We start from the raw sequence: 24,461 nt of genomic DNA, 5'->3' as shown, positions 1-24,461 counted from the left end.
TCGTTATATCGATTTGGCGATAAATGTTTCAAATATTTTGTCATATCTTTTAGAATAGAAAATGGATGCTATAGGAAAAGGAATGGATTAGTTATGGGCAAATTAAGTGTAACGGAAATTTTGCATAAGCCGTTTACAAGCCGAAACCTGTTATACGTCTTTAAAGGAATTTTGGTCGGCTTGGTAACCGGAGTGGTTGTAAGTATTTTCCGGTTGATTATTGATAAGACGATGAAGGGATTATATTTCATTTATCCCTATATGGTAGCCCATCCAAAAACGATTATCCTATACGTAATTGCGACGATTATTTTGTGTATCGTGCTTGGGTTTATTATCCGGCCGCAGTTGTTTTACGTTAAAGGATCAGGGGTTCCGCAAATTGAAGCGGTAATGGATGGTCAACTTGAGATGCATTGGTGGGCCGCACTATGGCGGAAGTTTGTTGGTGGATTGCTGGCAATTTGTCCAGGACTGTTTCTTGGACGGGAAGGCCCATGTATTCAAATGGGAGCCTGCATTGGTCAAGGGTTTTCGGAAGAAGTTTTCCATGGGGACAAACAAGACCGGAATATTATGTTGGCATGCGGAATTGCCGCTGGGTTATCAGCTGCTTTCAGCGCTCCATTAGCGGGAGCCCTTTTCTTGGTTGAAGAAATCACTTTGGGATTTGCCTCAGCAACGGTTTGGTTGGCTGCGTTGGCGGCGGCAGTTGCTTCGGATTTAGTAACCCTCTTGTTCTTTGGATTAACTCCAAGTTTGCACTTTATTTATGATTATAGTGTTCCCGTTAAGGATTACTGGCAATTGATTATTTTAGGAATTATTTTGGGATTATTTGGAAACCTATACCAACGGGTGATCTTGAGTTTGCCAAAATGGTACGGTAAATTGACCATTATTCCAAAGGCATGGCATAGTATTGTTCCATTGCTCCTGGTAATTCCGATTGGGCTGTATTACGTTAAGATCTTAGGTGGAAGTCACGATTTCATCTTAGATTTAACCAGTCCGCACTTTATTAATTATTTAAGTGATCACTTACCGGCAATCGGCTTTGTGGCTCTGTTGTTGCTTATTCGGTTTGTCTTTTCGATGATTTCATACGGGGCATCAACGCCGGGTGGAATTTTCATGCCGATTTTAGTTTTGGGAGCAACGAGCGGAGCCCTTTATGCAAGTATCATGATCCATGCCGGATTATTGGCAAAGGGTTACTTCTTGAACATCGTAATTTATGCGATGGCTGCTTACTTTGGGGCGATTGAAAAAGCGCCATTTACGGCCGTTGTTTTGATTTCGGAAATGGTCGGCAGCATTAAACACATGATGCCGTTGTTGGTTGTAACGTTGATTGCATACGTGATCAACGATTGGCTGGGCGGCCGTCCAATTTACGCTGCATTGAAGGATGAAATGATGAGTTCGTTGGACAATCCGCGGAAGAGTGCGGAATTGACGGGGTTGAGAAGTTGATTTAGAATTCGATTATGAAAATATATCAAAGAAGTCGAGGCAAATTGCCGCGGCTTTTTTATTACTCATTCATTAAATTTTAATGGAAAGCAACCTGAATTTAATATAACCTGTTTGAAATTAGATTTAGGTAAAAATTATGGTTCCAATCTAGATAAATAATAGATAATTTGGTATCTTAAGAATAGGGTTAAGTGAAAATTCGTACAGTAGGGAATTTATAATTAGTGAGTGAGAATAACTATGAAAAAACCAATCAAATTTTTCTTGATTACCGGGATCGTAATCGTCATCGGGCTATTTGGCGTATACATTTTCAAGGGCCGGAATCAAGAAACAATTCATGTTAAACACAATGTTACAAAAGTTAGTGCTCCGGTTCGGAAAGTTTATACGACGGATGCGGCCACTTTCAAATTATCACCGGAATCATTGTCAGATTCTGAAAAAAATTCACGAAATAAACTCGAATCATTTTTAAAGGAAAATATGCTGGCTAACGGCGGCTTTGTAACCAACTATAAGGCACATAAGGATCAAAATAAAACTGAACTTGCAACCGGACATGATCAGTTGAGCGAATCAGCCGGATTGTGGCTGCGAAATTTAGCGTTAACGGGAACGCAGAAACAATTTGATGCGTTTTACAAAGAAACGAAAAAGAAATTCTTTGCGGATGGCCAGTTTACATACCGCATCAATGCGGATGGCAAGCGGTCGGACGTAAACGCTTCAATTGATGATATGCGGATCATCAGTGCGTTGATCGAAGCTGAACAACGATTCAAGGATCCAAAATATCAAAAAGAAATTAAGAGTTTGGTTTCAACGTTCAAGAAACAATCAATTCAAAATGGGATGCTGGTCGACTTTTATGACGTCAAGACGAAAAAGCCGGCCCACCAAATTTCACTATATTACTTGGATATTAAGGATATGGGATACATTTACAAGGTCGCGGGATTATCGCCGAAAGACCTTGAATTTGAGTACCACATTTTAAAAAATGGGTATATTTCAAATTCGTTCCCGCTTTATCACACCCGGTATAACTATGACACCGGAAAATACGAGGATAGTAAGCAAATCAACATTATTGAATCGTTGTTGTCAATTTTGTACTTATCAGAAATTGGTCAGGAAAAATCACAAAGTATTCAATTTGTGAAAAATGCCGTTACGACGGGAACTTTGTATAACTCGTATAACCTTGATGGCACGCCGGCCGATAAAAGTCAATCAGCGGCAAGTTATGCAATTGCAGCAATGATTGGAAAAGAGATTGGCGACCAGAAACTTTACCAGCAAGCAATTCAAATCGTCCAAAACTTCCAGATAACGGACCCTTCAAGCCCAATTTACGGCGGAATCGGTGATCCAAATACGCTGCAAGTTTATTCGTACAACAATTTGATGGCGTTGCTTGCATATGATTATTAGAACCTTATTTCAGAAAGTGTGGGAAGATGTTGACCAAAATCAGACAAAAATTGCATGCGTGGGCTGAGCCGGTCGAACGGTGGCTTCCCCCGGTGCGGTTGGGAATTTTGTTACTGGCATTGATTACGATCTTTTTATTATTTGTTCCTCCGGTGAGCGGACTGGTTGATGATGGAACTTATAACCTGATTCTGCATGCAAACGGGTTGCGGGAATTTACGGGTGATTCGAATTACTATAAGTACTTTGTGCCGCAGTTTCCGATTTTACAATACTATAATCCGGATGCGCATTTATATCTTTCATTACAGAATGTTCTTATTCAAGCGGCAATTTTGCTGAATAAAATTTTTTACAGTACAAAAATTTTTGATGTCCGGTTTTTAGGTGCAATCTATACGGTCCTTTTTCTGCTTGCATGCCGGTTGTTATTCAAAGGATTGACTCACCGGTTGACCGGTAAAAAGGCGTATTTGATCGTTTTACTGGGCGTGTTTTTCCTTGGTGATACGACTTATACGGTTTATTTCAATTCGTTTTACATTGAACCGCTTGATTTTATCATGATGATTGCATTTGTCGGGTGCGGGTTATTAGCATTCCAGCAGACAACGACCCGGAAAATTTTGAAATATTACAGCGGCCAGGTCTTAATTGCGTTTCTGTTTCTATTCGTTTCGCGTCAAGTCGCCTTTTTAGTTTCAGCGTTATGCATTTCGTTAATCGGCGGAATTATCTTTATTCGCGGCCGCCAATGGAAATTATCAGCGATTATCCTGGTGATTGCTTTGATTCCGATGAGCATTTTTATCGGGAGTTTATATTCCAATTCCAACCATAATCAGAACGTTTATCAAAGTATGACGCTCGGCGCGATGCCGTCAACGAAGAATCCGGGGAAGAGCCTTGCAGAGATCAATATTCGTCCGCAAAACGAAATTTTACGGGGAACGTCGTATGATGCGCCGTATGCAATTGCGCGGTCGGATTCGGCAACCATTCAAAAAGGATTTATTGATGAAATTAATTATGCCAAATTGGTATGGTATTACGGAACGCACCCAAGTATGTTATCGAAACTTTTGCAGACTGGATTGGAAAATAAAAACGTTGCGCGAACGAAAGTCGGGGTTTATGAAAAAGGCGCGGTCAAGCAGGGAGATGAAGATAAAACCTTTTTCCAATGGGCAACGATCGCGAAGGGCTTTATTCTCCCTAAAAAATTCGGTTTCTATTTTATTTTTGCAATTTTAGTAATTTCGGTTTACATCGTTTCGTGTGTCCGCGGTTTGGAAATGGGCTCGAAACTTTATGCAGCAAGGCTGTGGATGAATTGCGGCTTGTTGCTGATGATGTTTCTCGCATTCATTTCACCAATCATTATTTCAGGACAGACAAATATTATTCGGCAGTTGACCATGTCTTCAACTTTGCTTGATTTACTGGTACTGATCATTATTTCAGATTCCTTGCAGCACGATATTTGGATCACACGCGATACAGTTTTGCTGACGCGTGCGGGAGAGGATGGTGACGCAAATGAAGAATAAACTTTTAACCTTATTTGTAATCCTCGTTGGGTTGATTTCATTCAATTGGCATTCACCATCAGTCCAGGCAGCAACGACGATTCAAAATCCATCCAAGGTCCTGGTGGTTTACGACAGTTTAAATGAACGCAATCACCGGCAAGAAGATGTTCAAACGTTAAGTCGGATGTTGATGAGCATGGGGCAGCAGGTCACGATGATGTCAATGAGTGATTACCATGCTGAAATGATTTCAAAGGGACATTATCAAGCCGTGATCACGATGATCAACTGGCCGGGAATGAAGTTTGATAATCCGGCGTTTGACCGTGACCGCCAGCAATTTAACGGGAAGAAACTGCACATTGGTCCGCTAATGACGGCTGATGAGAAACAAAATTTCCCGGGAAATTGGCAAGAAATCAACCAACAGTCATTTATTTTAAAAGGGCAGAATAACCGCTATGAACAGCAAGTTGATTTTCAACGCCAAATTCAATTATTGGATCAGGTAACTGGAAATGAGCAGGCATTATCCCAGTTGGTTGCAGCGAATGGGACAAACCAAACCTATCCATTTGGAATCATTAATGGACAAAATGCATACTTGCCGTTTTTCAGCAGTCAAGGAGCAACGTTGCTGTCATCGATTCAATTGATTGCCCAGTGGCTCGGAGTTCACGGGAGTTACGTGCCGTATGTTGATGTGCGGGATTTTACGCCGTTAAGTTCGTTTACGGCCACGAAAGAATTTATTAAAAATTTAGATTCGTTTGAAGGAAATATGATCATCACGACAACTTCAACGACTCAGAATACGGATACGAAAACATTTAAGAACTATTTGAAGTTTCTGCGGGAAATGACCCGGAATAATCGGGCAGTCGTTTACTTGAACGTTCCGGCACTAAATGGGGTCGATAGCAGCAATGATGATACGTTGATGAACATGTTGACTCAGGAAATCAGTACCCTGATTGAAAATAAGATTTTTCCATTAGGAATCAGTGCGCCGACATATTGGAATTTTGATAAGTATTATCAGTTGAATGCGTTGAATTTTGGGGATGCAACACTTTTGTATAACCAGGTAAATAATCAGGATTATCATACCCAAACTTCAACCGCTAAGGCCTATCAAACGATGTTCTTTGCGATTCCGCACAGTGCACTTAAAAACATTAAGTGGAATATCAACGGCCGGTATACCGATTTTACCTTTCCAATGCCGGTCACGGTTGATTATCATTTTCCAAATTCAAAGGCTAAGGCTGAGAAAATCAACCGCGAAATCAAGGCGTTGCCGTTTGCACCGATGAGCCAGTATTTGTATCAGTTTAATACCGGAATTTCAACGCAAACGCAGAATTTGCGGGGGAAAGACGGCGTGATTTCGTTAAACGGAACGCCGGTTTCCGAAATTGATTTTCATCAAATCAAACAACAGACTGCCGGAATTCGGCAGAACCGAGATCAAACGGGTCACTTAACGACGAAGGGAATCGTTGACAAGATCAGTAATGTTTTGATCGTGATCATCGTGGTCACCTTGATCGTCTTGTTTGGGATGCTTGCAATTGGCCGGAAATTATACCTGCGAATGTTTAAGAATCGAAATTTAAAACGAACGAAAGGAGCGAAGAAGAAATGACAAATGTTTGGAACGGAATGGTAATTTTTTCGACGACCATTATTTGGACGTTGTTGTTAGTGTCAATTGCCTTAGTAACATTTGGCTACATTTATTATTTAAAATGGGCCAAAACACCGTTGCCGCAACTTGATGATCAGCACGCACCGTTTGTGACGATCATGGTTCCGGCTCACAATGAGGGGATCGTAATCGTTAAGACCGTTCAGGCGCTGTTGAATTTCAATTATCCGCATGACCGGTATGAAATTATCGTGATCAATGATAATAGCGATGATAACAGTGCGGAACTGCTCGCCAATCTGCAGAAAGAAAATCCGACTCGCAATTTTAAGGTGATCAACACGGACAGTGTTACTGGGGGGAAAGGAAAGTCAAACGCGCTAAACATTGGGTTCAAGTCGGCAATTGGGGACGTCATTGCAATTTACGATGCGGATAACACCCCCGAACCGAATGCGTTGCGGTACTTAGTTGCGGAATTGGAACAAAACGATGAATACGGGGCGGTAATTGGCAAATTTCGGACGCGGAATAAGGACGTTAATCTGCTTACCCGGTTTATCAACGTTGAAACCTTGTCATTCCAATGGATGGCCCAGGCTGGTCGCAGTCAGATGTTCAAGTTATGTACGATCCCGGGAACGAATTTTGTAATTCGGCGGAAAATCATTGAAGAAATTGGCGGCTGGGATGAAAAGGCTCTAGCAGAAGATACCGAAATCAGTTTCCGAATCTATAAAATGGGCTACCGGATCAAGTTTCAACCAGCAGCGGTTACCTGGGAACAGGAACCGCAGACCGTTGACGTATGGTTCCATCAACGGACACGCTGGGTCAAAGGAAATATTTACGTGATCGTCAAAAACGTTAAGTTGTTGTTTGATCCGAAAGCTAAACGGATTCGCTTCGATATTTTGTACTTCTTATCAACGTATTTTTTGCTGTTAACGGCGTTGATCATGTCCGACGTGACGTTTATCATGTCGGTTTCAGGATACGCGAAGGTGACGGTCCCGGGATTCAGTAATACGTTGTGGTTACTCGCAATCATCCTATACGTCGTCAGTGTTTTTGTTTCGATCACGACGGAGAAGGGCGAAATGAAATGGTCGAACATTTTGGTGATTTTACTGATGTATGTGATTTATACGCAGATGTGGCTGATCGTTGCATTGCAGGGAATGTACTTATACATCAAGGAAAACGTCTTTCACCTCGAATCGGCAACGAAATGGTATAAAACCAAACGATATAAATAAGGAGGCCAATCATAATGAAAAAAATAATTCGCGCAGCAGTCGTTGCATCAGGTTTAATCTTAATGACTCCGGCAATCGCGGCGGCTGCACCGGCATCAAATCAGCAGGGCTTAGTTAATCAGCAGATCGAACCGGCGCAGGTCAAAGATGCCCAGCCTCAAAATAAAATCAATAATCAGCCGGCTCAAAGCGCAAACGCCGCTTCGTCAAATTCAAGTTCACAGGCAAGCGATCAGCATTCTTTCAATCAGGGAAATGGTCAGGGAAGTCAAACATATACCCAACAGTTTCAGAATACCAATACAACGTTAAGCGGGAAGAGTGTCCGGTCAACGACCTACTTTAATAAAATTGATTATTGGGATGTAAAGAAAGCAACGTTTAACTTAACGTATGCAACAACGCAATTACGTGATGATCAAACATCGAACATTACGGTATCGCTTAATGGGGTTAAGTTTTATTCATTTAAGCCAAGCAATAATGATGGTCAGCAAACGATCAGCATTGACTTGCCGTTAAATTTACTTCAAAGTTCAAATGTGTTAACGATTCAGGGGCAAATCATTGATCAAAACCAAAGCGGTGATCCGGAATCAACGCCGGCTAACTGGTTAACGATCTATAACGGCAGCAACGTTAATTTTTCGTATGACGTCAAGCAGCCAGATAATCAAATTAGTGCGTTTTATAACCATTTTACCGGTAACGATACGGTTTCAAATCACCAAAGTGTTATTTTGGTTCCGGCTAAAGCATCAAATGATGAACTTGCAGCTGCAACCTATGCCTTAACGGGAATCAGCCGGGTTTTAACAACGAATGATGCAAAGGTCAATATCAGCAGTTTGGCAGATTCATCAATGAATGATCAACCGTACCAAATCGTGATCGCTAAATATGACCAATTGCCGCAGGAATACCGCAAAGCAGTCAACGCAGGCGATTTACAAAACGGGAAGGCGGTGTTGAAATTCGTCAATGGCAAAGATAAGAAAGTGCTGGTTGTGACGGCTAAAAATGCTTCAAGTTTGATCCAAGCCGGAAAATACATTTCAAATGAAGAGTTGATGAAGCAAACGACTGCCGATTCGAAGATGATCGATACTGATACGGAAGTGTTCAGTTCGCAAATGCAAAATAATGGCGATTATCCGCTTGCAACGGATGGAACGAAATTAACGGGAAGCGGTCATCAGGAACAGGTCTTTTTCATTAACTTGCCGCACCACCAAAATAATTCGAAGGGCAGTTACATCAATTTGAACTTTAAGTATGCCGATAACATTGATTTTAAAACGTCATTGATAACGGTGTATGTGAACGGCAAACCAATTGGAAGCAAACGGTTGACGGCAGCGAAGGCCAACGGGGATCATTTGAAAGTCAACATTCCAAATAACACGAATTTAAGTAGCGCATGCACCGTTCGGGTCGCATTTGATTTGAATATGAAAGATGACCACGTTAATGGTCAAACGCCGTGGGCATACATTGAGAATGATTCAAATGCCTACATTAACTCAACTGATAAGACGGATTTGCTGTTTAATAATTACCCGTCATGTTTCATTAAGGATTCCACGTTCAATAACATTGCCGTTCAATTACCGCGTAAAATGAACCAAGATTACTATCAAGCACTATCAAACATTTTTAATTTGATTGGATGTTATGCAGAAACAAACGTGGGGAATATTACATTCCATTCAGGTGAAATGGCCGATAGCGAACTGGCAAACCATAACGTAATTGTTTTGGGAACGCCGAAAGATACATCGTTGATCCGAAAATGGAACTCAAAGTTATTCTTCAAGTTTAATAAACACTTTAACCGTTTTGTTTCAAACGAAAAAATGAGCATTGAATCGGATTACGGAAAGCAAATTGGGGTCGTTCAATTGCTGTTTAATCCTGAAAATAAGGATAAAGCAGCGTTAGTCGTTTCAGGAGCAACGCCGAAAGATGTTGAGTTGGCTTCGACCCAAATTGATACCCAGGCGCATGCGGGAACCTTAAAGGGCGATGCCGCGGTGATCGATCAAAATGGTCAGCAGTTCATGTACCGCTTCAAGAAAAAGGTCAATAACCAACATGGACCATCAATTTATAAACGGATCAAATCTAACCCAGCGTTTATGACCTATATGATCATTGGAAGTCTAACCTTGATTTTGATTGCGGTCATCGTCTACCTCTTTATCCGGAAGAATTTTAGAAGAGAGGAGCAAGCAAATCATGAATAAGAAACAGAAGAAAATGGATATTGAACTTCCAGAAAAGCATAATGCCAGCATGGCAACCGATTTGGCAATGCTGGCAATGGTTACGGAATTTGTGATCATGTTGTGTTTTGATATGTTTGTTCGCAATGACCTGTTCGGAAATCTGTTATGTACGATAATTACTCTTTTTCTAGTTGTGATTACGTATTTTATCGGGCTTGTTCCGGCACTAGCAACGAGCTTGATTTTCTTACTGGTGCTGATTCTTGAAAGTGCGCGGGAATTTGTAACTGGACACCATTTCTTTGGAACGGCATTTTTTTGGACCATTTGGCCGCCATTGATCTGCATTACGTTTTACATCTTGACGGTTCAATTGCGAAAACTGCAAGGTGAAAATCTTCGCTTGCAAAACCGATTGAATCAGGCAAGTACGTTGGATTCAGAAACTAACTTGCGGACGGTGGAAATTTTCCGGGAACATTTCCATGTTTTTACGAATTTGTCAAAAGACTATCATTTTCCGTTGTATTTATTCTCATATCGAATTAAATATTGGAATTCGATCAGTGGAATTTTATCGCGCAAAGAACAGCACCATTTAATTCAAGTTGTAACGGAGGTAGTTAACGATATTACAACAGGCCATGAATTTGTTTACAGTATTGGAAATCAGCCGCCGACATGGGCAGTGTTGTCTTCCGAAGCAATCGATAGTAACAAACGGCGTTTCCGGGATGAAGTCAAGCAGGAGTTGGCTCAACGGGTTAACGATGATCCGCTTTTGAACAAGGTCGATATTCAACTGGAAGCTTCACGGGTTCAGTATGATCCGCAAGAACACCCGGATGCATCATCATTCTTGCAAGATGGAATTCATGAATTACAATATGACGTTTCAGCCGGAAGTGCGGATAACCGGTAATTGTGAAAGTTGGGCTTATTGAACTCCAAGAAAAAGTTATGATTTCGTAGCAGAACGTTCACAGATAATTCATAGGTCGTCATTAGTATTATAGACATAGTAATTCATAAATATATTCCACTGATTTCTATCCCTCTTGAAATGGTGGAAGATGAAATTACAATCCTAAAATAATATCCTAAATATACTTCCTTTTCACAAGGTCTGGTAGTTGGCGTCATTGGAGCGCTGGCTGACAGGCCTTGTTTTTTTAGAACATTTTGGGCGATAATAGGAAAAGTGATTTAAAAAGCAAAGAGGTAATATCATGAAACAGAAACATGGCAAAGGAAGTTTCTGGGGACTTGTTCCGTTGCTTACTTTCTTGGTGCTGTATATTATTACAGGCGTTTCAACTCAAAATTTTAACAGTATGCCATTGATGATTGGGATTCTGATCGCATCGGCTGTGGCATTGATGATGCATCGAAAGGGTGAAATCGACCGGACAACGTTTGCGGAACGGGTGACAAAGTATTGCGTCGGCGGCGGAGATGATGGCTTGATTTTAATGGTGATCGTCTTTTTGCTTGCTGGTGGATTCTATGGCGTGTCGAAGGGGATGCACGCGGTTGATGCAGTTACCAACCTGGGATTGGATATTTTACCAGTCAAGTTAATATTACCCGGGTTATTTGTGATCGGTTGTATTATCAGTTTCGCAATGGGCACATCAATGGGGACCGTGGCGGCATTAATGCCGATTGGAGTTTCCTTAGCGTTGAAAATTCACGGCAACATGGCATTGTTTTGCGGAACGGTCGTTGGAAGTGCGATGTTTGGCGATAATTTGTCGATGATCTCGGCCTCGGTAATTGCGGCAACGCGGACCCAGGATGTTAGTATGATGAAGAAGTTTAAAACGAACATCGCGATGCTTTTGCCAGCAATCATTGTTAACTTGGCTTTATTAGCGATGCAACCGGTCGGCCAGGGCGTTCATTTAAGCGAAAATCACCCGTATGACTTGTTGAACCTTTTGCCGTATATCTTGGTTATTATTCTTTCATTTACGGGGATGCACGTTATTTTAGTATTGACCTTGGGCATTTTGACTGGGGTTGCAATTGGCGTCTTCCATGGCGATTTTTCACTTGTAAAATCAATGACGGTTATTCACAACGGAATGATGAGCATGGAAGACATGGCATTGATTGCGATTTTGGTTGGCGGCTTAGTCGCCTTAATGGATTATCTGGGCGGAATCGACTGGATCATCAATGCACTGACCCGCAAAATTAAGTCCGCAAAGGGTGGCGAATTTGCAATTGCCGGGCTGGTAAGTTTACTGGACATTATTACAACGAATAACACCGTTTCAATCATTACGGCGGGGCCGCTTGCCAAAGATATTGGCGATCAATTTGGAATTTCAGCCCCACGGATCGCAAGCGACCTGGTTACCTTTTCATGCGCCTTTAACGGATTGATTCCATACGGCGGGCAGTTACTGGTCGCTGCGGGGTTGGCGAAGATTTCGCCAATGCAGATCGTGCCGTATAGTTGGTACTGCTTGCTAATGCTGGTATCAAGTATCGGATTTATTTTGTTGAGTCGGGATAGGAGAAAATAATGAAAATAAAGAACCAAATTCAAAGAGTAATTTATACACTAGCATTTGTTATTGGTGTGATTATTTTTTATAATGCTTGTTTTTATCCAGGGCAAATTTATGGGGATAATCGCAGTTTACCGGATGTTTTATTAATAATTTGTTCTGCAATTGTTCTATTTATTTCAATTCTACGTTTTTCAAATTTTTTCAATAAATTCAAATACCGAAAAGTTATTTATGGAATAGTTATTGCTTTACAGATTGTTATTCAAGGTTATTTGGCTTTCCATATGATTGGGGTACTGGGAACTGATGATATTCATGTACGATTACAAATAGGAAAACTTCTTCAAAATAAGTATTCATGGCTGCCTTATTTTTCGTACGCTCCCAATAATATTGGAGTGGTTATTTTTGCAACCTGGTGTGTTCGATTTATTAAGTTATTAGGATTTTCTACAGGTGTTGCCATTAATATTTTCAATTTGGTCTGCATTGACATTGCAATTATTTGTGGGTGGATAACTTTAAAGAAATTAAAGCATTTTAAAGCTGCAGACATCTATTTTGTATTGGTAAATTGTTTTAGCCCACTTGTCCTAATGGCATTTATTATGTATGCAGATGTTCCTTCAGCAATGTTTTGTATCTTAGGAATCACATTGTTTATTTTTTATTTGAAGGGAAAAGAAAAAATAAAGTATTTGTGGCTTGTTTTATCAGCTTTCTTTATTGCGTGGGCTTCCTTTACTAAAGAAAATGCAATTATTTTATTAATTGCAGCGATATTAACAATCTTGTTGGCGCTTAAACCGAAAAAAGCAATTATTACGTTAGGAATATTTTTGAGTGTTTTTGGGATTACCTCAGCAACGCAGCAAACTTTAAAAAAAGCAGATAACTTTCAAATGATAAAATCAATGAATTTTCCATATACATATTGGATAGCTTTAGGATTAAACCCAGGGACAAATGGGACATGGAAACCTAATTCACCGTCGATTCCAGATCCGAATAGTGATACCGCGCGCTTTGCGACGAAGGAAGAGAAAAATCGCCATGATGTTTACTTAATAAAAAAAGAAATACATGAAATGGGATTTCGCGGTCTTCTCGGTTTATATTCCAAAAAAGCTAATGAACAATATTCTATGGGAACAAATGGAGTAGAAACAAAAAGCTATTCGACTCGGAGTAGTTATTTTCCAATTTATGAATATTTATATGGCAACAAAAGAGATTTCTTGTTCTTTATTGATCAGATTATTTGGTTGATTTTTCTGATTGGATTTATTATTGAAACTGTTTTTTTGGCTAGAAACTTAAATGAAGATGGTAAATTTTTACTTATATTAAGCCTTTTTATTATCGGAATTTTCTGTTTTCATATTTGTATGTGGGAAGTTCAACAAAGATACGGTTTCATTGCATTATTGCCATTAATCATTATGGCATGCTTAGGATTAGAAAAGATTTCAATGGAAAAAGTTTCGGTGAAACAACATGTTTTGCTTCCAAGTACTGGAGTAATATTAATCGGATTAGTGTTAGGGACAATTAATTCTTTCCCATTGACAAATAATACTCAAAGTACAGAGATTGTTTATGGTCACAATTTCCCAACAGATTCAATTGAGCTGAAGCCGGGAGAAAAGATAACGGAATCCAATACTGTGAATACTTGGTTTAATCGGGTTAATCTTAATGTTCCTAATGATAAGAAGTTAGAGATGGCTATTCAACGAAAAAATTCATCAGATATAAAGATAAAAAATGGGGTAGTAAAACATTATTTTCCTGCAGGGACTTATAATATAACCATAAAAAATAATGGAACAAAACCAATTAAAATTGGAGTTCTAAAAAGTTCGCCATTGGATGTTTTAGGAAATCCAATATCTGGAAGTAAGGAAAATTATTTGTGTTATAATTTCTTCCAAAATAAAAAGGTTGTTCCAATTTCAAGTGTAGATCTTTATGGATGGTTAATTCTAATGATGATATTATTGTGGTCAAACTATTTAGAAATTAAATCAAATGAATAAAAATCAGTTGTAATTCATTTTAGGGTGAATTACAATTATTTTTTTGTTACCGTGCAAGAATAAGATAAATTATATCTGTCAAGTTGCTTTTGATGTGCATTTAATAAAACAGCTTTATTACTATGGTAAGGATAGATATATTTTTAAGGAGAAGATAGTCAATATGGAAAGAAAAGGAAAGATCGTTAGCTTTATTAAAATACTGTCGATCATGGTGGCCTTTTCAATAGTTTTTATAATTGTTGGCGGTGGCCGGCGGTGCTTAACACTTTATAATTCAGATTTAGCTTTTCATCTTAATCGAATAATTGGAACAGAAAATGTTCTTACTCACCCAATAAACTATGCAGTGTTTCACCAATTGGGTCTCGGAGTAAATTATTTTTATCCATGGTTAACGATTTTGCCGATTATTTGGCTAATGAAATTGACGCATTCGATGGCAATGGGGTACATGTTATTTCTGATACTGTTTAACACAGTAACGGGAGTCATCGTGTACTATTCAATGAAACCGATATATAAAGACAATTTGAAATCTTTAACCTTTTCAATTTTGTATCTCTTTTTATTTTATCGTGGATTGGATTTGTATCGAAGAGCTGATATTGGAGAGTTTATTGCAATGACATTTATGGTCGTTGTTTTTAGTGCTTTATATCAACTGATAATGGGGGAAAAGAAAGCTTGGATGCCATTATCATTAGGAATGGCCCTGATAATTTATTCGCATCTGTTATCAGCGATAATTACAGTTATCATGTGCTGTTTAATGCTTGTTTTGACTTGGAATTACGAAAAAAATTGGAAATTTGCGATTGTTGAATTATCTAAGAGTATTGGTGCAACTTGCTTATTAAGTTTGGGATTCCTGTTTCCATATTTGCAACAAATGAAATTCGGAATAAATCCGCCTGCTACTGGAAACTTGCCTAAACTGGCTTTAAGTGTAACAAACTTGGTTAACAATTCTTTGAATAATTCCTGGGGCGATAGTTTATATACCGTTCCATCTTTGGGAATTATCTGCTTGATCTTCTTGGTGATTGGAATCGTTAAAGCCAAAAACACAAAATTTGAAAAGACAATTTATTTGTTAGGCATTATTAGCGTAATTTTGTCGACAAAGCTATTCCCTTGGAATTTATTTCAAAAGCATTTTGCTTTATTACAGTTCCCATGGAGATTTTTGGAAACGGCCTCGATCTTTTTATTGATGTATGGGGTTTCTGCTACGATAAGTTCGAAGAGCTTTTTCAAATCGATTGGATTAATTGTTTGTTCGATCATGTTTTTCTATTTTAGTGCGAATAGTATTGAGAATACAGTTAAAACGAGTGATCAGGCATCAAGCCAAAATATCACTAGTATTTTGTCCTACGATACCGCCGACTATATTCCTCAAAGAGCTGTAAACAATCACAGTATAAACGAACACCAATTTTTTAATGAGAAAAATGAAAAAGTGAAATTGGCTCATACCGAAACTTCTACGAAATCCATAATTAATTTACATTCATATAAAGGATCGGTAATTAACACGCCAATCTTATATTACAAAGGTGAAAAGGCGATGATTAATGGTAAAGAACTTCCAGTCAAAGAATCATCAAGAGGAACAATTGAAATTTTAAATGTTCCTCAAAATGGAAAAATCGAAATAACGAGTCAGTATACAAAATTTGCAAGAACGGGGCAGATTATTTCTATTATTTCGCTTCTTGGCTTAATGGTTTTAATGACTCGAAGTTATTTTAGAACTAAGAACTATTAAGAAGTAAATATAAAAGAAGGTGTGACAAAACGTTAAAAACGAGCGTGGTGGAAGCAGAAAAGCGAACGAATCGCGCAGCATAGATTCGGAGGTTTTCGAACTTCCAAGTAGCTCGTTTGTTTTGGAACCCGATTATGCGGATATAACAAAGAGGTTGCGACTTAAGTCACAACCTCATTTTTTATGCTTTATATATATTTTTTAACGCTTCCAACGTATGCTTTCCTGCTCTTAATTCTTCTGCAACGCGGTGAACATTCTTTTTCATTTCATCGTATTGTTCAGGTGTGATTTGAGCGATTTCATTATCCAAGTTAGCTAGATCATCAATTGCGATTCCAAGATTATTTTTAGTAATGAAATCAGCTAAAGCAGCCTGTTTCCATAGGATTACCGGAAGACCAGAACTTAAGTATAACGAAACTTTATGCGGGTCATTGTACTTTTCGTAGTTTCCCATTAACCCGTCACATTCGTGAATACTGTCGCCATCCCAAACGAGTCCAAAACTTTGAGTAAGAAATTTCGCCAGTTCGTCAGGCTTTTTAATTCCTTGGTAAGTGATATTTTGCGGGTAATGTTCAGCCGGTTTCGGGCCAAACAAATCAATTTGGGTGTTAACATTCAATTTCGTTAAAAACGTTGATTTTTCCAGGTTACCGGCAAAAACAACTTTCCGGTTAAAGTCATTATCGTTGATTGGCAAGTCAGTCAAGTAATCAAAAATTTGAAGAGTGACCATTGGCGTTGTGATTCCATGATCTTCAAGCCAGTGCTTCATTTTGCTGTTGTGAACGATCAGGCCGTCAACAGAATTGAAAATTTTTGATTCACGTTGCCAGTCCTTATCTTGTTGATAACGTAATGCTGCAACGTCATGAATTAGTAAAACAAGTTTAGCGTTCGGGTTATATTTGCGCAATTCTTTCAACGAAATATCGGTTGTGAAATTAAAGTAACCGGCATACTGGAAAACAATCAAATCAGCATTAGTTTGGTATTGCTTTTTCAATCCGCCGCAATAAGATTTAATTAAAAATGCAAGTTTGCTTAAATGTGAAGGCGGGTTGGTAATGATCATTGGTTTGAACCCGGCTTTTTGGGAAATTTGAATAATATCGTCTTTCGCTTTAGATCCAGCGTTTGTCCCGTTAACGGCACTTTCGCTGATCGTTGCGATTATTTTTTCCATAACTAAGAAACCTCGTTCTTTTTAATATCTTCAGTAATCTTACTATACTTCAACAAAAAAAGGAACAACGGCCAGAACCGCTGTCCCCTTTGAAAAATTTAATTAGTCGTTCAAATCATAAACATCATTGATTGGCTTAATGATAATTGAATTAATGTCATTCAACAATTGGTTTAATGATTGTTCAGCTGCCATCAAGTTCTTAACGGCATCCATGTCGTTCATCTTTTTAGCCAATTCTTGAAGTTTTTTAACGTCTTCTTCTTTTGGTTGTTGACCGTTTAATTGAGCGTTGCGTAAAACTTCTTGTAATTCGCTGAATTCTTTGTACATGCTGAATGCAACTTGGTCTTGTTTTAAAGCTGCAAATGCGTTTTGAACAGCCATAAATTGTTGGGTTTGTGGTAAGTCACTTGCAACTTGGTTTACTGAATCATAAATATTTACAGTCATGGATAATTCCTCCTTTGAGCTTATATCTAATTCTATCATAATGTGAAAATAGTTGATAGAATCGCGATTGCCGATGTTGACCGTTAAATGAAATCATGCTTTAATAAAAACAGAATATCAGCATCGGAAATTCAGTAGAGCATCACCCACTGGTTCAGAAAGTTAGCGGTTGCTGGAAGCTAATCCATGGTGAGAATCGAATTACACTTTCATTTAGTGATGCACCGGACTGGCGTTTTCCAGTAAGAGGCACGTTTGTGTAAAGTTGGGTGGTACCACGACTGAGTTCGTCCCTGGATTAATTTCCGGGGACTTTTTATTTGGATGCGAGGTAATGGAGGTCAAACATGGACATTTTAGAAGATTTAAAATGGCGCGGCGCAATCAATCAGGAAACTGATGAAGAAGGTTTACGCGAATTATTAAACGAAAAGAAAATTTCATTATACTGCGGAACAGATCCAACCGGTGATAGTTTGCATATTGGGCACTTGATTCCGTTTATTATGTTGAAACGGTTTGAAATGGCTGGGCATCACCCATACATTTTAGTCGGGGGCGGAACCGGTTCGATTGGAGATCCCAGTGGACGTAAGACTGAGCGGCAACTCCAAACCAAGGAACAAGTTGAACACAACGTTCAAGCATTAACAGAGCAGGTTACTCGGCTTTTTGGCGGCAGCGGTCACGTAACATTTGTGAATAACTTTGATTGGCTTTCACAATTTAACTTGTTAGATTTCCTCCGCGATTATGGGAAAGAATTTAACGTTAATACCATGATTCGGAAAGACGTTGTTGCTAGCCGGTTGGAAAACGGAATTTCATTTACTGAATTTACATACCAAATCCTGCAATCAATCGACTTTTTGACATTGTATCGTGATCATGATGTGCAATTACAAATTGGCGGTTCTGATCAATGGGGCAACATCACTGCCGGAATTGATTTGATCCATAAAAAGGAAGGTCAGGATGCCAAAGTCTTCGGTCTGACGATTCCATTGATGTTGAAGGCTGACGGAACTAAATTTGGAAAGACTGCCGGCGGAGCGGTATGGCTTGATCCAAAGAAGACATCACCATATGAATTCTACCAATTCTGGTTGAACCAAGATGACCGTGATGTTGTGAAATACTTGAAGTACTTCACTTTCTTAAGCCATGATGAAATCAATGCGTTGGCTGAAAAGGTGCAGACCCAACCTGAAAAACGGGAAGCACAACGTGCATTGGCTCGAGAAGTTACAACCTTTGTCCACGGTGAAGAAGCAATGCATGAAGCTGAAAAGATCTCTGAAATTTTATTCAGCGGCGACATTAAAGAATTAACGGCTGAACAAGTTGAACAAGTCTTTGGTAAAATGCCATCCGTTGAAGTTTCACGTGAAAAACAAAACCTTGTAATTTGGTTGGTTGATAATGGCATTGAACCATCACGGCGGCAAGCCCGGGAAGATGTTAAGAACGGGGCGATCCGAGTCAACGGTGAACGGATCCAAGACCTTGAATATGAACTTGACCCAACCGCTGCTTTTGACGGTAAATACGTTGTTATCCGGCGCGGAAAGAAGAAATACTTCTTGGCAAAGGTTAAGTAAGAAGGTGTGACAAAACAGTAAAAACGAGCGTGGTGGAAGCAGAAAAGCGAACGAATCGCGCCAGCGTAGATTCGGAGGCTTTCGAACTTCCAAGTAGCTCGTTTGTTTTGGAACCCGATTATGCGGGTATGGAAAAGAGACTGTGATTGTCACAGCCTTTTTTGTTTTACATTTAAAATATCATCACCGCCGATTGACAAAGTTTTTAATGTTAAAAATATGAGTTAAAACAATCTGCGGTGTCTGCCTGATTTTCTTTATGATATACTTCTAAGCGATAAGTCAGAATATTATTTAGGTAGGAAATTTAAAATGGACGAAGCAAAGAAAAATAATTCAAACCGAATCAATAACCTAATTGCGGTCGTCATTTTCGTCATTATGGCGATCGGAATGGTCTTACCCTTGATTCATACTGGAAAAATTGCAATCGATATTGACTGGTGGTTCCACTCTTCAAGGGTTGAGCAGATTTACCGGAATTTAAAGGCGGGAGTGCCATTTACGTACATTGCAACGTCGACGTTTGGGAAGACAGGTGTTGGTTCATTCCTGTTTTATCCGGATGCCTTCATGTATATTTGGGCGCTTTTACGGTTTATTTATTCACCAGTGACCGCGTATTACCTTTGGGTTGGAATCATCTTCTTTATGACCTTGACGGTTAGTTATTTTTGTATGCAAAGCTATGCTCATCGACCGCTTCGAAGTTTTATCTTTGCAGTGTTATATACGGTCGCACCGTATCATTTGTACTTAAGCCCGGTAAACTGGGTTTTAGGGGAATTTGTTGCATATGCATTTTTACCGCTTGCCTTTTTAGGAATATACAAGATTTTAGTTGGGGATGCCCGTCAATGGTATCTTTTGGCATGCGGAATCGGATTGATTTTTTATTGTCATATTTTGAGTGTTCTTTTAACTGGCGAAATCATGGCAGCGTTTTTGATTTACCGGATCATTAAGGAAAAGGGGATGGAACTTGAACGGTGGCTCGCATTGGTCAAGGCGGGAATCGTTGCATTAATTCTTGCTTTGCCAATTATTATTCCGTTGATCACTGACTTCTTTGGAAAGGGAATTACCGGAACGTATTCTGGTGTTCGAATCGTTCAACAACTCGGAACAATTACAACTGATTCGATTGGAAACGTGGCAACAAGTGGAAGCATCGGATTAGTTTTGTTGCTAGTAATTTTAACGGGATGGAAATGGGTTGACCACAAGAGCCTTGAAATGCCGATGTATATTGCGGCGGTTGCCTTATTGATTTTGGCTTCATCGGTTTTCCCATGGGAGAGTTTTAACCATACACCATTAACGATTTTACAATTGCCTGTTCGTTACCTGTCATATTCGATTCTTTTTGCTGCCGTCGTTGGTTCGCAGGGAATTGTAAAAATCTTGGATACGCATTTTGTCTTTGCACGGGCGAAAGTCCCGGTGTTGATGATGGCAATTCTTGCGGTTGCTGGAACAATGAGTTACTTCGGTTCAATTCTTCCAATGACAACTAAATTGCAAAACCGGCAGATCAATAAGCCGTTAATGCTGAATAAATTAAACCCTGGGCAGCATCAAGTATTGATGAACAAAGTTGTTACGAATGCAAACTATCAGGATCAGTTTGCATATTGGGGATCAACCGGGACCGCGGATTATTATCCAACGACGGTTTTAAAACATGGTCATTTCTTTGATTACACGGTTTCACAACCACAACAGGCTTTAACCCGGGATAAGCCGTTAAATGATTTGCTGTTGAGAAAAGCATATCTCAACGGAAAGTCGTTAGTCGTTGATCCGGTTGCTGATCCAAATCGGTTGACTTATGGAATCGATTTAAAACATCAGAGTAGAGTTGATTTACCAGTAATTTGTTATGTTCATACGACTGTCAAAGTTAATGGCCAAAAGGTTACGCCACATCTAAGTTCACGCGGAACGGTCGAGTTGAATCTTGCGCCTGGAAGTTACAAAGTCGAAGTTGGCTATCAACCTTCGAAGGCCTACTTTATTGGTTTAGGAATTGCGTTGATTTCCTGGGTGCTGATGCTTATCCGGGTGATTTTTCGTCGGAAAATAGATCATCGCGCTAAACATTGAATTTAAATTATCAAAGAATAATTGTTATTTAGCCGATTAACAAATAACGCTGGCATTAAAGTGCTTGATACCAAGGATAATTCGATTTATCCTTGGTATTTTTTTATAAAAAAATAATATTAAATTTTTTACCTGTATGTTATACTTTTAACCGTTAGTAAAAAAAGGAAAGGGATATTTTTACATGTTTGACGAAAAAACACACTATAAGATGTATAAGAGTGGTAAAAATTGGGTATTTGGCGCAATTACAACGGCAACCTGTTTACTGGGATTAAACATGGGAGCAGTAACACATGCCGATAATGTTCAGTCAAGTTCTCAAAATACACAACCAAAGAATGAATCAAGCGTTCAATCAAAACAATCACAATCATCACAACGGGTAGTATTAAAGAGCAGTCAAAGCTTGCAATCACAAACATCTTCAGTTGCAGCTAAGACGCCAGTCCAGGGACAACCTCAAGGAATGAACTTTGCAGCTGTTCCTTCACGTAGTTCACAAGCTAGCTCAGTTCAAAAACAATCAAGTGTTCAAACGAATAAGCCAGCTGAAGTTACAGTTCAAAAGAATCAACCGGAAGTAACCAACTTCGCAGCTCAACCAACTAAGGTAACCAACCAAACACAAACGGCACCGAAGAGCAATTCGGTTTCTTCATCAAAAACAAACAATCAACAAGAAATCAAAAACCAACAACCAGTTCAAGCACAATCAAGTTCACAAGCCCAACAATCGAGCTCACTTGATAAACATCCTTTTGCTGAAAGTCATCCAGAAGCAAAGCAAGTCAGACAAAACAATAACTGGTATTTACAAGAAAACGGTAAGAATTTAACCGGTTTCCAAAAGATTGCTGACCAAAATAAGATTTGTTATTATAATCCATCAAACGGTGCGATGGTTTATGGTCAACAAAGAATTGATAACAAGTGGTATCTTTTTGACAAGGTAACTGGTGCTTTACAATTCGGTTATCAATGGATCGGTGATCAAAACAAGGAAGTTTACTATGATCCAAATAAAGGTAATATGGTCTACGGTCACCAGAAGATCAACGGTAAAGAACAATACTTTGACCCGGTAACGGGTGCGCAAGTTAAAAACAGTTATGTATGGGATAAGGATGCCAATGCAGAATATTACTATGATGGCTTGGGCAATATGGTTTATGGCCAACAAAATATCAATGGCAAGTGGCAATACTTTGATACAAAAACTGGGAAACAAGCAAAGAATAGTTATGTTTGGATCGGTAACCAAAACAAGTGGGTTTACTATGACGGCGTTGGTAACATGGTTTATGGTCAACAAAAGTTGAACGGTCACTGGCAATACTTTGATCCAATTACTGGTGCGCAAGCAAAGAGCAGTTATGTTTGGATCGGTAATCAAAATAAAGAAGTTTACTACGACCAAAACGGGAATATGGTTTACGGCCTTCAAACTGTTCAAGGTAAGAAACAATACTTTGATCCCGTAACCGGTGCCCAAGCAAAGAACAGTTACATTTGGGATAAAAATACAAATGGTGAATATTACTTTGATGGCTTAGGCAATGCGGTTTACGGCCAACAGAAGATCAATGGTCACTGGCAATGGTTTGATTTACAAACTGGTAAACAAGCAAAGAGCCAATTTGTAAATATCAAAGATCAAAATAAGACGGTTTACTATGATGGCTTGGGTAACATGGTTTACGGTCAACAAAGAATCAATGGCCACTGGTACTTATTCGATGAGGTAACCGGGGCTATGCAAACTGGTTTCCAATGGCTTGGAAATTACGGTCAAAATAAGACTTGTTACTACAATCCAGCAAATGGCCAAATGGAATACGGTCAACAAAAGATTAATGGTAATTATTACCTGTTTGATAATGTAACGGGAGCAATGTATCGTGGAACATACGTTGACTATAATCACGGACGTGCCCTTGAATTTTATAACAATGGCGGTCAATTAGTAACCGGATCTTACAATAACAATGGTCAAACATACCACTTTGCGACGGAACAAGAAGCTGCAAGTTCAAACGGCAAACTTGTTGTTGGTCAATTAATTGCTAACGGAATGATTAAGTTCCAAGGTAATACATATGACATGATCGATAATCAAGTTCAAACTGGTCAACAAAAGATCGATAACAACTGGTACTTATTTGATAAGAATTCAGGTGCCATGCAAACTGGCTTCCAAAACTTGGATCCATATGGTCAAAATAAGATTTGCTACTACAACCCAGCAAATGGTCAAATGGAATACGGCCAACAAAATATTAACGGTCACTGGTACTTATTCGACAAGGTAACGGGTGCACGTTTAACTGGTTGGCAGAGTTTGGCTCCATACGGTCAAAACAAGGAATGCTTCTACAACCAAGACGGAACGATGCATTACGGCTGGTTAAATACTGACCGGTATGACTACTACTTTGACAATGTAACCGGGGCAGAATACATTGGCGGAAGCCACAATATTGATGGCCGTTGGTATAACTTTGATAATCAAGGTCACTGCCTTGACTTTAATCAACGGGTAATCAACTGGTTTGAAAGCCGGAAAGGCCACTTAACATACTCAATGTACGGTTCACGGAATGGTTCAGATGGAACAGCTGATTGCTCAGGCTCAATGACCCAAGCAATCCGGGATGCTGGTGCAGGTTCATACTCATACCTTTATAATACAGATTCACTCCATGGGTACTTACGGGCTAACGGCTACTACCTTGTAACGGCGAATGGCAACTTCATTCCTGAACGTGGGGATGTTATTATCTGGGGTCGTCAAGGCGAAAGTGGCGGTGCAGCAGGGCACACCCTTGTAATTTCACAAGGTGGGAACGATGCTCAATGTATCTCAACTTGCTACTACACAAACGGTCAACCAGGAACAGCAGTTCAAGAATTACCATATAACTGGTACTGGCATTTAGACGGTTGCCCATACTACTATGTATATCGTCAAGGTGACCAACACCGAAACTAGAATTTTTCAATGTTCTAATTAAATATAAATAAGATAAAGGCTCACTAAATTTTATTTAGTGGGCCTTTATTGAAATTTTACGAATAATATAAATAATAAAATTCATTTATAAGAATAAGTAAAGAGTTATTGCTATCAATTTATATCTAAAGCCCATTTTGCTACCATGAAAGTATAAATAGGTTTTAGAAGGTGA

At 39.2% G+C, this 24,461-nt stretch carries 15 protein-coding genes; 13 read left to right on the top strand and 2 right to left on the bottom strand.

The genetic code is table 11. The features are described 5' to 3' along the window. The first annotated feature begins 93 nt into the window (after positions 1-93). The 10 genes from FC33_RS02870 (at position 94) to FC33_RS02825 (ending at position 15,921) form a co-directional block, all read left to right on the top strand. Positions 94-1,476 (top strand): ClC family H(+)/Cl(-) exchange transporter, encoded by a 1,383-nt coding sequence (locus FC33_RS02870; RefSeq protein WP_057827118.1) that lies wholly within the window; start codon positions 94-96, stop codon positions 1,474-1,476. Between the two features lie 243 nt (positions 1,477-1,719). Then, positions 1,720-2,916 carry a hypothetical protein gene (locus tag FC33_RS02865; protein ID WP_235803881.1) on the top strand — a complete coding sequence of 399 codons (1,197 nt, stop codon included), beginning with the start codon at positions 1,720-1,722 and terminating at the stop codon, positions 2,914-2,916. Between the two features lie 29 nt (positions 2,917-2,945). Further along, positions 2,946-4,466 (top strand): glycan biosynthesis hexose transferase WsfD, encoded by a 1,521-nt coding sequence (gene wsfD, locus FC33_RS02860; RefSeq protein ID WP_162257613.1) that lies wholly within the window; start codon positions 2,946-2,948, stop codon positions 4,464-4,466. Next, a complete protein-coding gene (locus FC33_RS02855) occupies positions 4,456-6,096 on the top strand; it encodes a hypothetical protein (RefSeq protein ID WP_057827116.1) in 1,641 nt (546 codons plus the stop codon). Before wsfD ends, FC33_RS02855 begins: the two co-directional genes overlap by 11 nt. Further along, positions 6,093-7,358, top strand: coding sequence for a glycosyltransferase family 2 protein (locus FC33_RS02850; RefSeq protein ID WP_057827115.1), 1,266 nt, complete (start codon positions 6,093-6,095; stop codon positions 7,356-7,358). The genes FC33_RS02855 and FC33_RS02850 overlap by 4 nt, the downstream gene beginning before the upstream one ends. Positions 7,359-7,372: 14 nt before the next feature. Beyond that, on the top strand, positions 7,373-9,604 hold the full coding sequence (locus FC33_RS02845) for a cellulose biosynthesis cyclic di-GMP-binding regulatory protein BcsB (protein ID WP_057827114.1): 2,232 nt from the start codon (positions 7,373-7,375) through the stop codon (positions 9,602-9,604). Then, positions 9,597-10,508, top strand: a complete 912-nt coding sequence (locus tag FC33_RS02840; protein ID WP_057827113.1) for a hypothetical protein — start codon at positions 9,597-9,599, stop codon at positions 10,506-10,508. The genes FC33_RS02845 and FC33_RS02840 overlap by 8 nt, the downstream gene beginning before the upstream one ends. 307 nt (positions 10,509-10,815) lie before the next feature. Next, the gene (locus FC33_RS02835; protein ID WP_057827112.1) at positions 10,816-12,120 is read left to right on the top strand and encodes a Na+/H+ antiporter NhaC family protein; all 1,305 of its coding nucleotides are present in this window, start codon (positions 10,816-10,818) and stop codon (positions 12,118-12,120) included. Next, complete coding sequence (locus tag FC33_RS02830) at positions 12,120-14,147, top strand: glycosyltransferase family 39 protein (RefSeq protein WP_057827111.1); 2,028 nt, start codon at positions 12,120-12,122, stop codon at positions 14,145-14,147. Before FC33_RS02835 ends, FC33_RS02830 begins: the two co-directional genes overlap by 1 nt. 163 nt (positions 14,148-14,310) lie before the next feature. Beyond that, positions 14,311-15,921, top strand: a complete 1,611-nt coding sequence (locus tag FC33_RS02825; RefSeq protein WP_057827110.1) for a 6-pyruvoyl-tetrahydropterin synthase-related protein — start codon at positions 14,311-14,313, stop codon at positions 15,919-15,921. A gap of 181 nt (positions 15,922-16,102) precedes the next feature. On the opposite strand, the gene FC33_RS02820 is transcribed toward FC33_RS02825, so the two are convergent. Continuing rightward, positions 16,103-17,113: a glycosyltransferase gene (locus tag FC33_RS02820; RefSeq protein WP_057827109.1), complete on the bottom strand. Its 1,011-nt coding sequence runs from the start codon at positions 17,111-17,113 to the stop codon at positions 16,103-16,105. A gap of 102 nt (positions 17,114-17,215) precedes the next feature. Next, entirely contained in the window at positions 17,216-17,566 is a 351-nt protein-coding gene (locus tag FC33_RS02815) for a YlbF family regulator (RefSeq protein WP_057827108.1), read from the bottom strand. Positions 17,567-17,913: 347 nt separating this feature from the next. Between FC33_RS02815 and tyrS the strand changes: the two genes are divergently transcribed. The 3 genes from tyrS (at position 17,914) to FC33_RS02800 (ending at position 24,265) form a co-directional block, all read left to right on the top strand. Continuing rightward, on the top strand, positions 17,914-19,167 hold the full coding sequence (gene tyrS, locus FC33_RS02810; protein ID WP_057827107.1) for a tyrosine--tRNA ligase: 1,254 nt from the start codon (positions 17,914-17,916) through the stop codon (positions 19,165-19,167). A gap of 312 nt (positions 19,168-19,479) precedes the next feature. Further along, a complete protein-coding gene (locus tag FC33_RS02805) occupies positions 19,480-21,273 on the top strand; it encodes a hypothetical protein (protein ID WP_057827106.1) in 1,794 nt (597 codons plus the stop codon). 184 nt (positions 21,274-21,457) lie between these two features. After that, a complete protein-coding gene (locus FC33_RS02800) occupies positions 21,458-24,265 on the top strand; it encodes a peptidoglycan amidohydrolase family protein (protein WP_057827105.1) in 2,808 nt (935 codons plus the stop codon). The last annotated feature ends 196 nt before the right edge of the window (positions 24,266-24,461 follow it).

Origin of the sequence: Ligilactobacillus aviarius subsp. aviarius DSM 20655 (assembly GCF_001436315.1) — a bacterium.
GTDB lineage: Bacteria > Bacillota > Bacilli > Lactobacillales > Lactobacillaceae > Ligilactobacillus > Ligilactobacillus aviarius.
The sequence above is the reverse complement of the archived record's forward strand: the minus strand, read 5'-3'. Positions and strand labels throughout refer to the sequence as shown.

What these genes read in the sequence shown, in the direction of transcription:
- FC33_RS02870 (WP_057827118.1), top strand. Translation starts at nt 94, where the DNA reads ATGGGCAAATTAAGTGTAACGGAAATTTTGCATAAGCCGTTTACAAGC.
- FC33_RS02865 (WP_235803881.1), top strand. Translation starts at nt 1,720, where the DNA reads ATGAAAAAACCAATCAAATTTTTCTTGATTACCGGGATCGTAATCGTC.
- FC33_RS02855 (WP_057827116.1), top strand. Translation starts at nt 4,456, where the DNA reads ATGAAGAATAAACTTTTAACCTTATTTGTAATCCTCGTTGGGTTGATT.
- FC33_RS02850 (WP_057827115.1), top strand. Translation starts at nt 6,093, where the DNA reads ATGACAAATGTTTGGAACGGAATGGTAATTTTTTCGACGACCATTATT.
- FC33_RS02845 (WP_057827114.1), top strand. Translation starts at nt 7,373, where the DNA reads ATGAAAAAAATAATTCGCGCAGCAGTCGTTGCATCAGGTTTAATCTTA.
- FC33_RS02840 (WP_057827113.1), top strand. Translation starts at nt 9,597, where the DNA reads ATGAATAAGAAACAGAAGAAAATGGATATTGAACTTCCAGAAAAGCAT.
- FC33_RS02835 (WP_057827112.1), top strand. Translation starts at nt 10,816, where the DNA reads ATGAAACAGAAACATGGCAAAGGAAGTTTCTGGGGACTTGTTCCGTTG.
- FC33_RS02830 (WP_057827111.1), top strand. Translation starts at nt 12,120, where the DNA reads ATGAAAATAAAGAACCAAATTCAAAGAGTAATTTATACACTAGCATTT.
- FC33_RS02825 (WP_057827110.1), top strand. Translation starts at nt 14,311, where the DNA reads ATGGAAAGAAAAGGAAAGATCGTTAGCTTTATTAAAATACTGTCGATC.
- FC33_RS02820 (WP_057827109.1), bottom strand. Translation starts at nt 17,113, where the DNA reads ATGGAAAAAATAATCGCAACGATCAGCGAAAGTGCCGTTAACGGGACA.
- FC33_RS02815 (WP_057827108.1), bottom strand. Translation starts at nt 17,566, where the DNA reads ATGACTGTAAATATTTATGATTCAGTAAACCAAGTTGCAAGTGACTTA.
- tyrS (WP_057827107.1), top strand. Translation starts at nt 17,914, where the DNA reads ATGGACATTTTAGAAGATTTAAAATGGCGCGGCGCAATCAATCAGGAA.
- FC33_RS02805 (WP_057827106.1), top strand. Translation starts at nt 19,480, where the DNA reads ATGGACGAAGCAAAGAAAAATAATTCAAACCGAATCAATAACCTAATT.
- FC33_RS02800 (WP_057827105.1), top strand. Translation starts at nt 21,458, where the DNA reads ATGTTTGACGAAAAAACACACTATAAGATGTATAAGAGTGGTAAAAAT.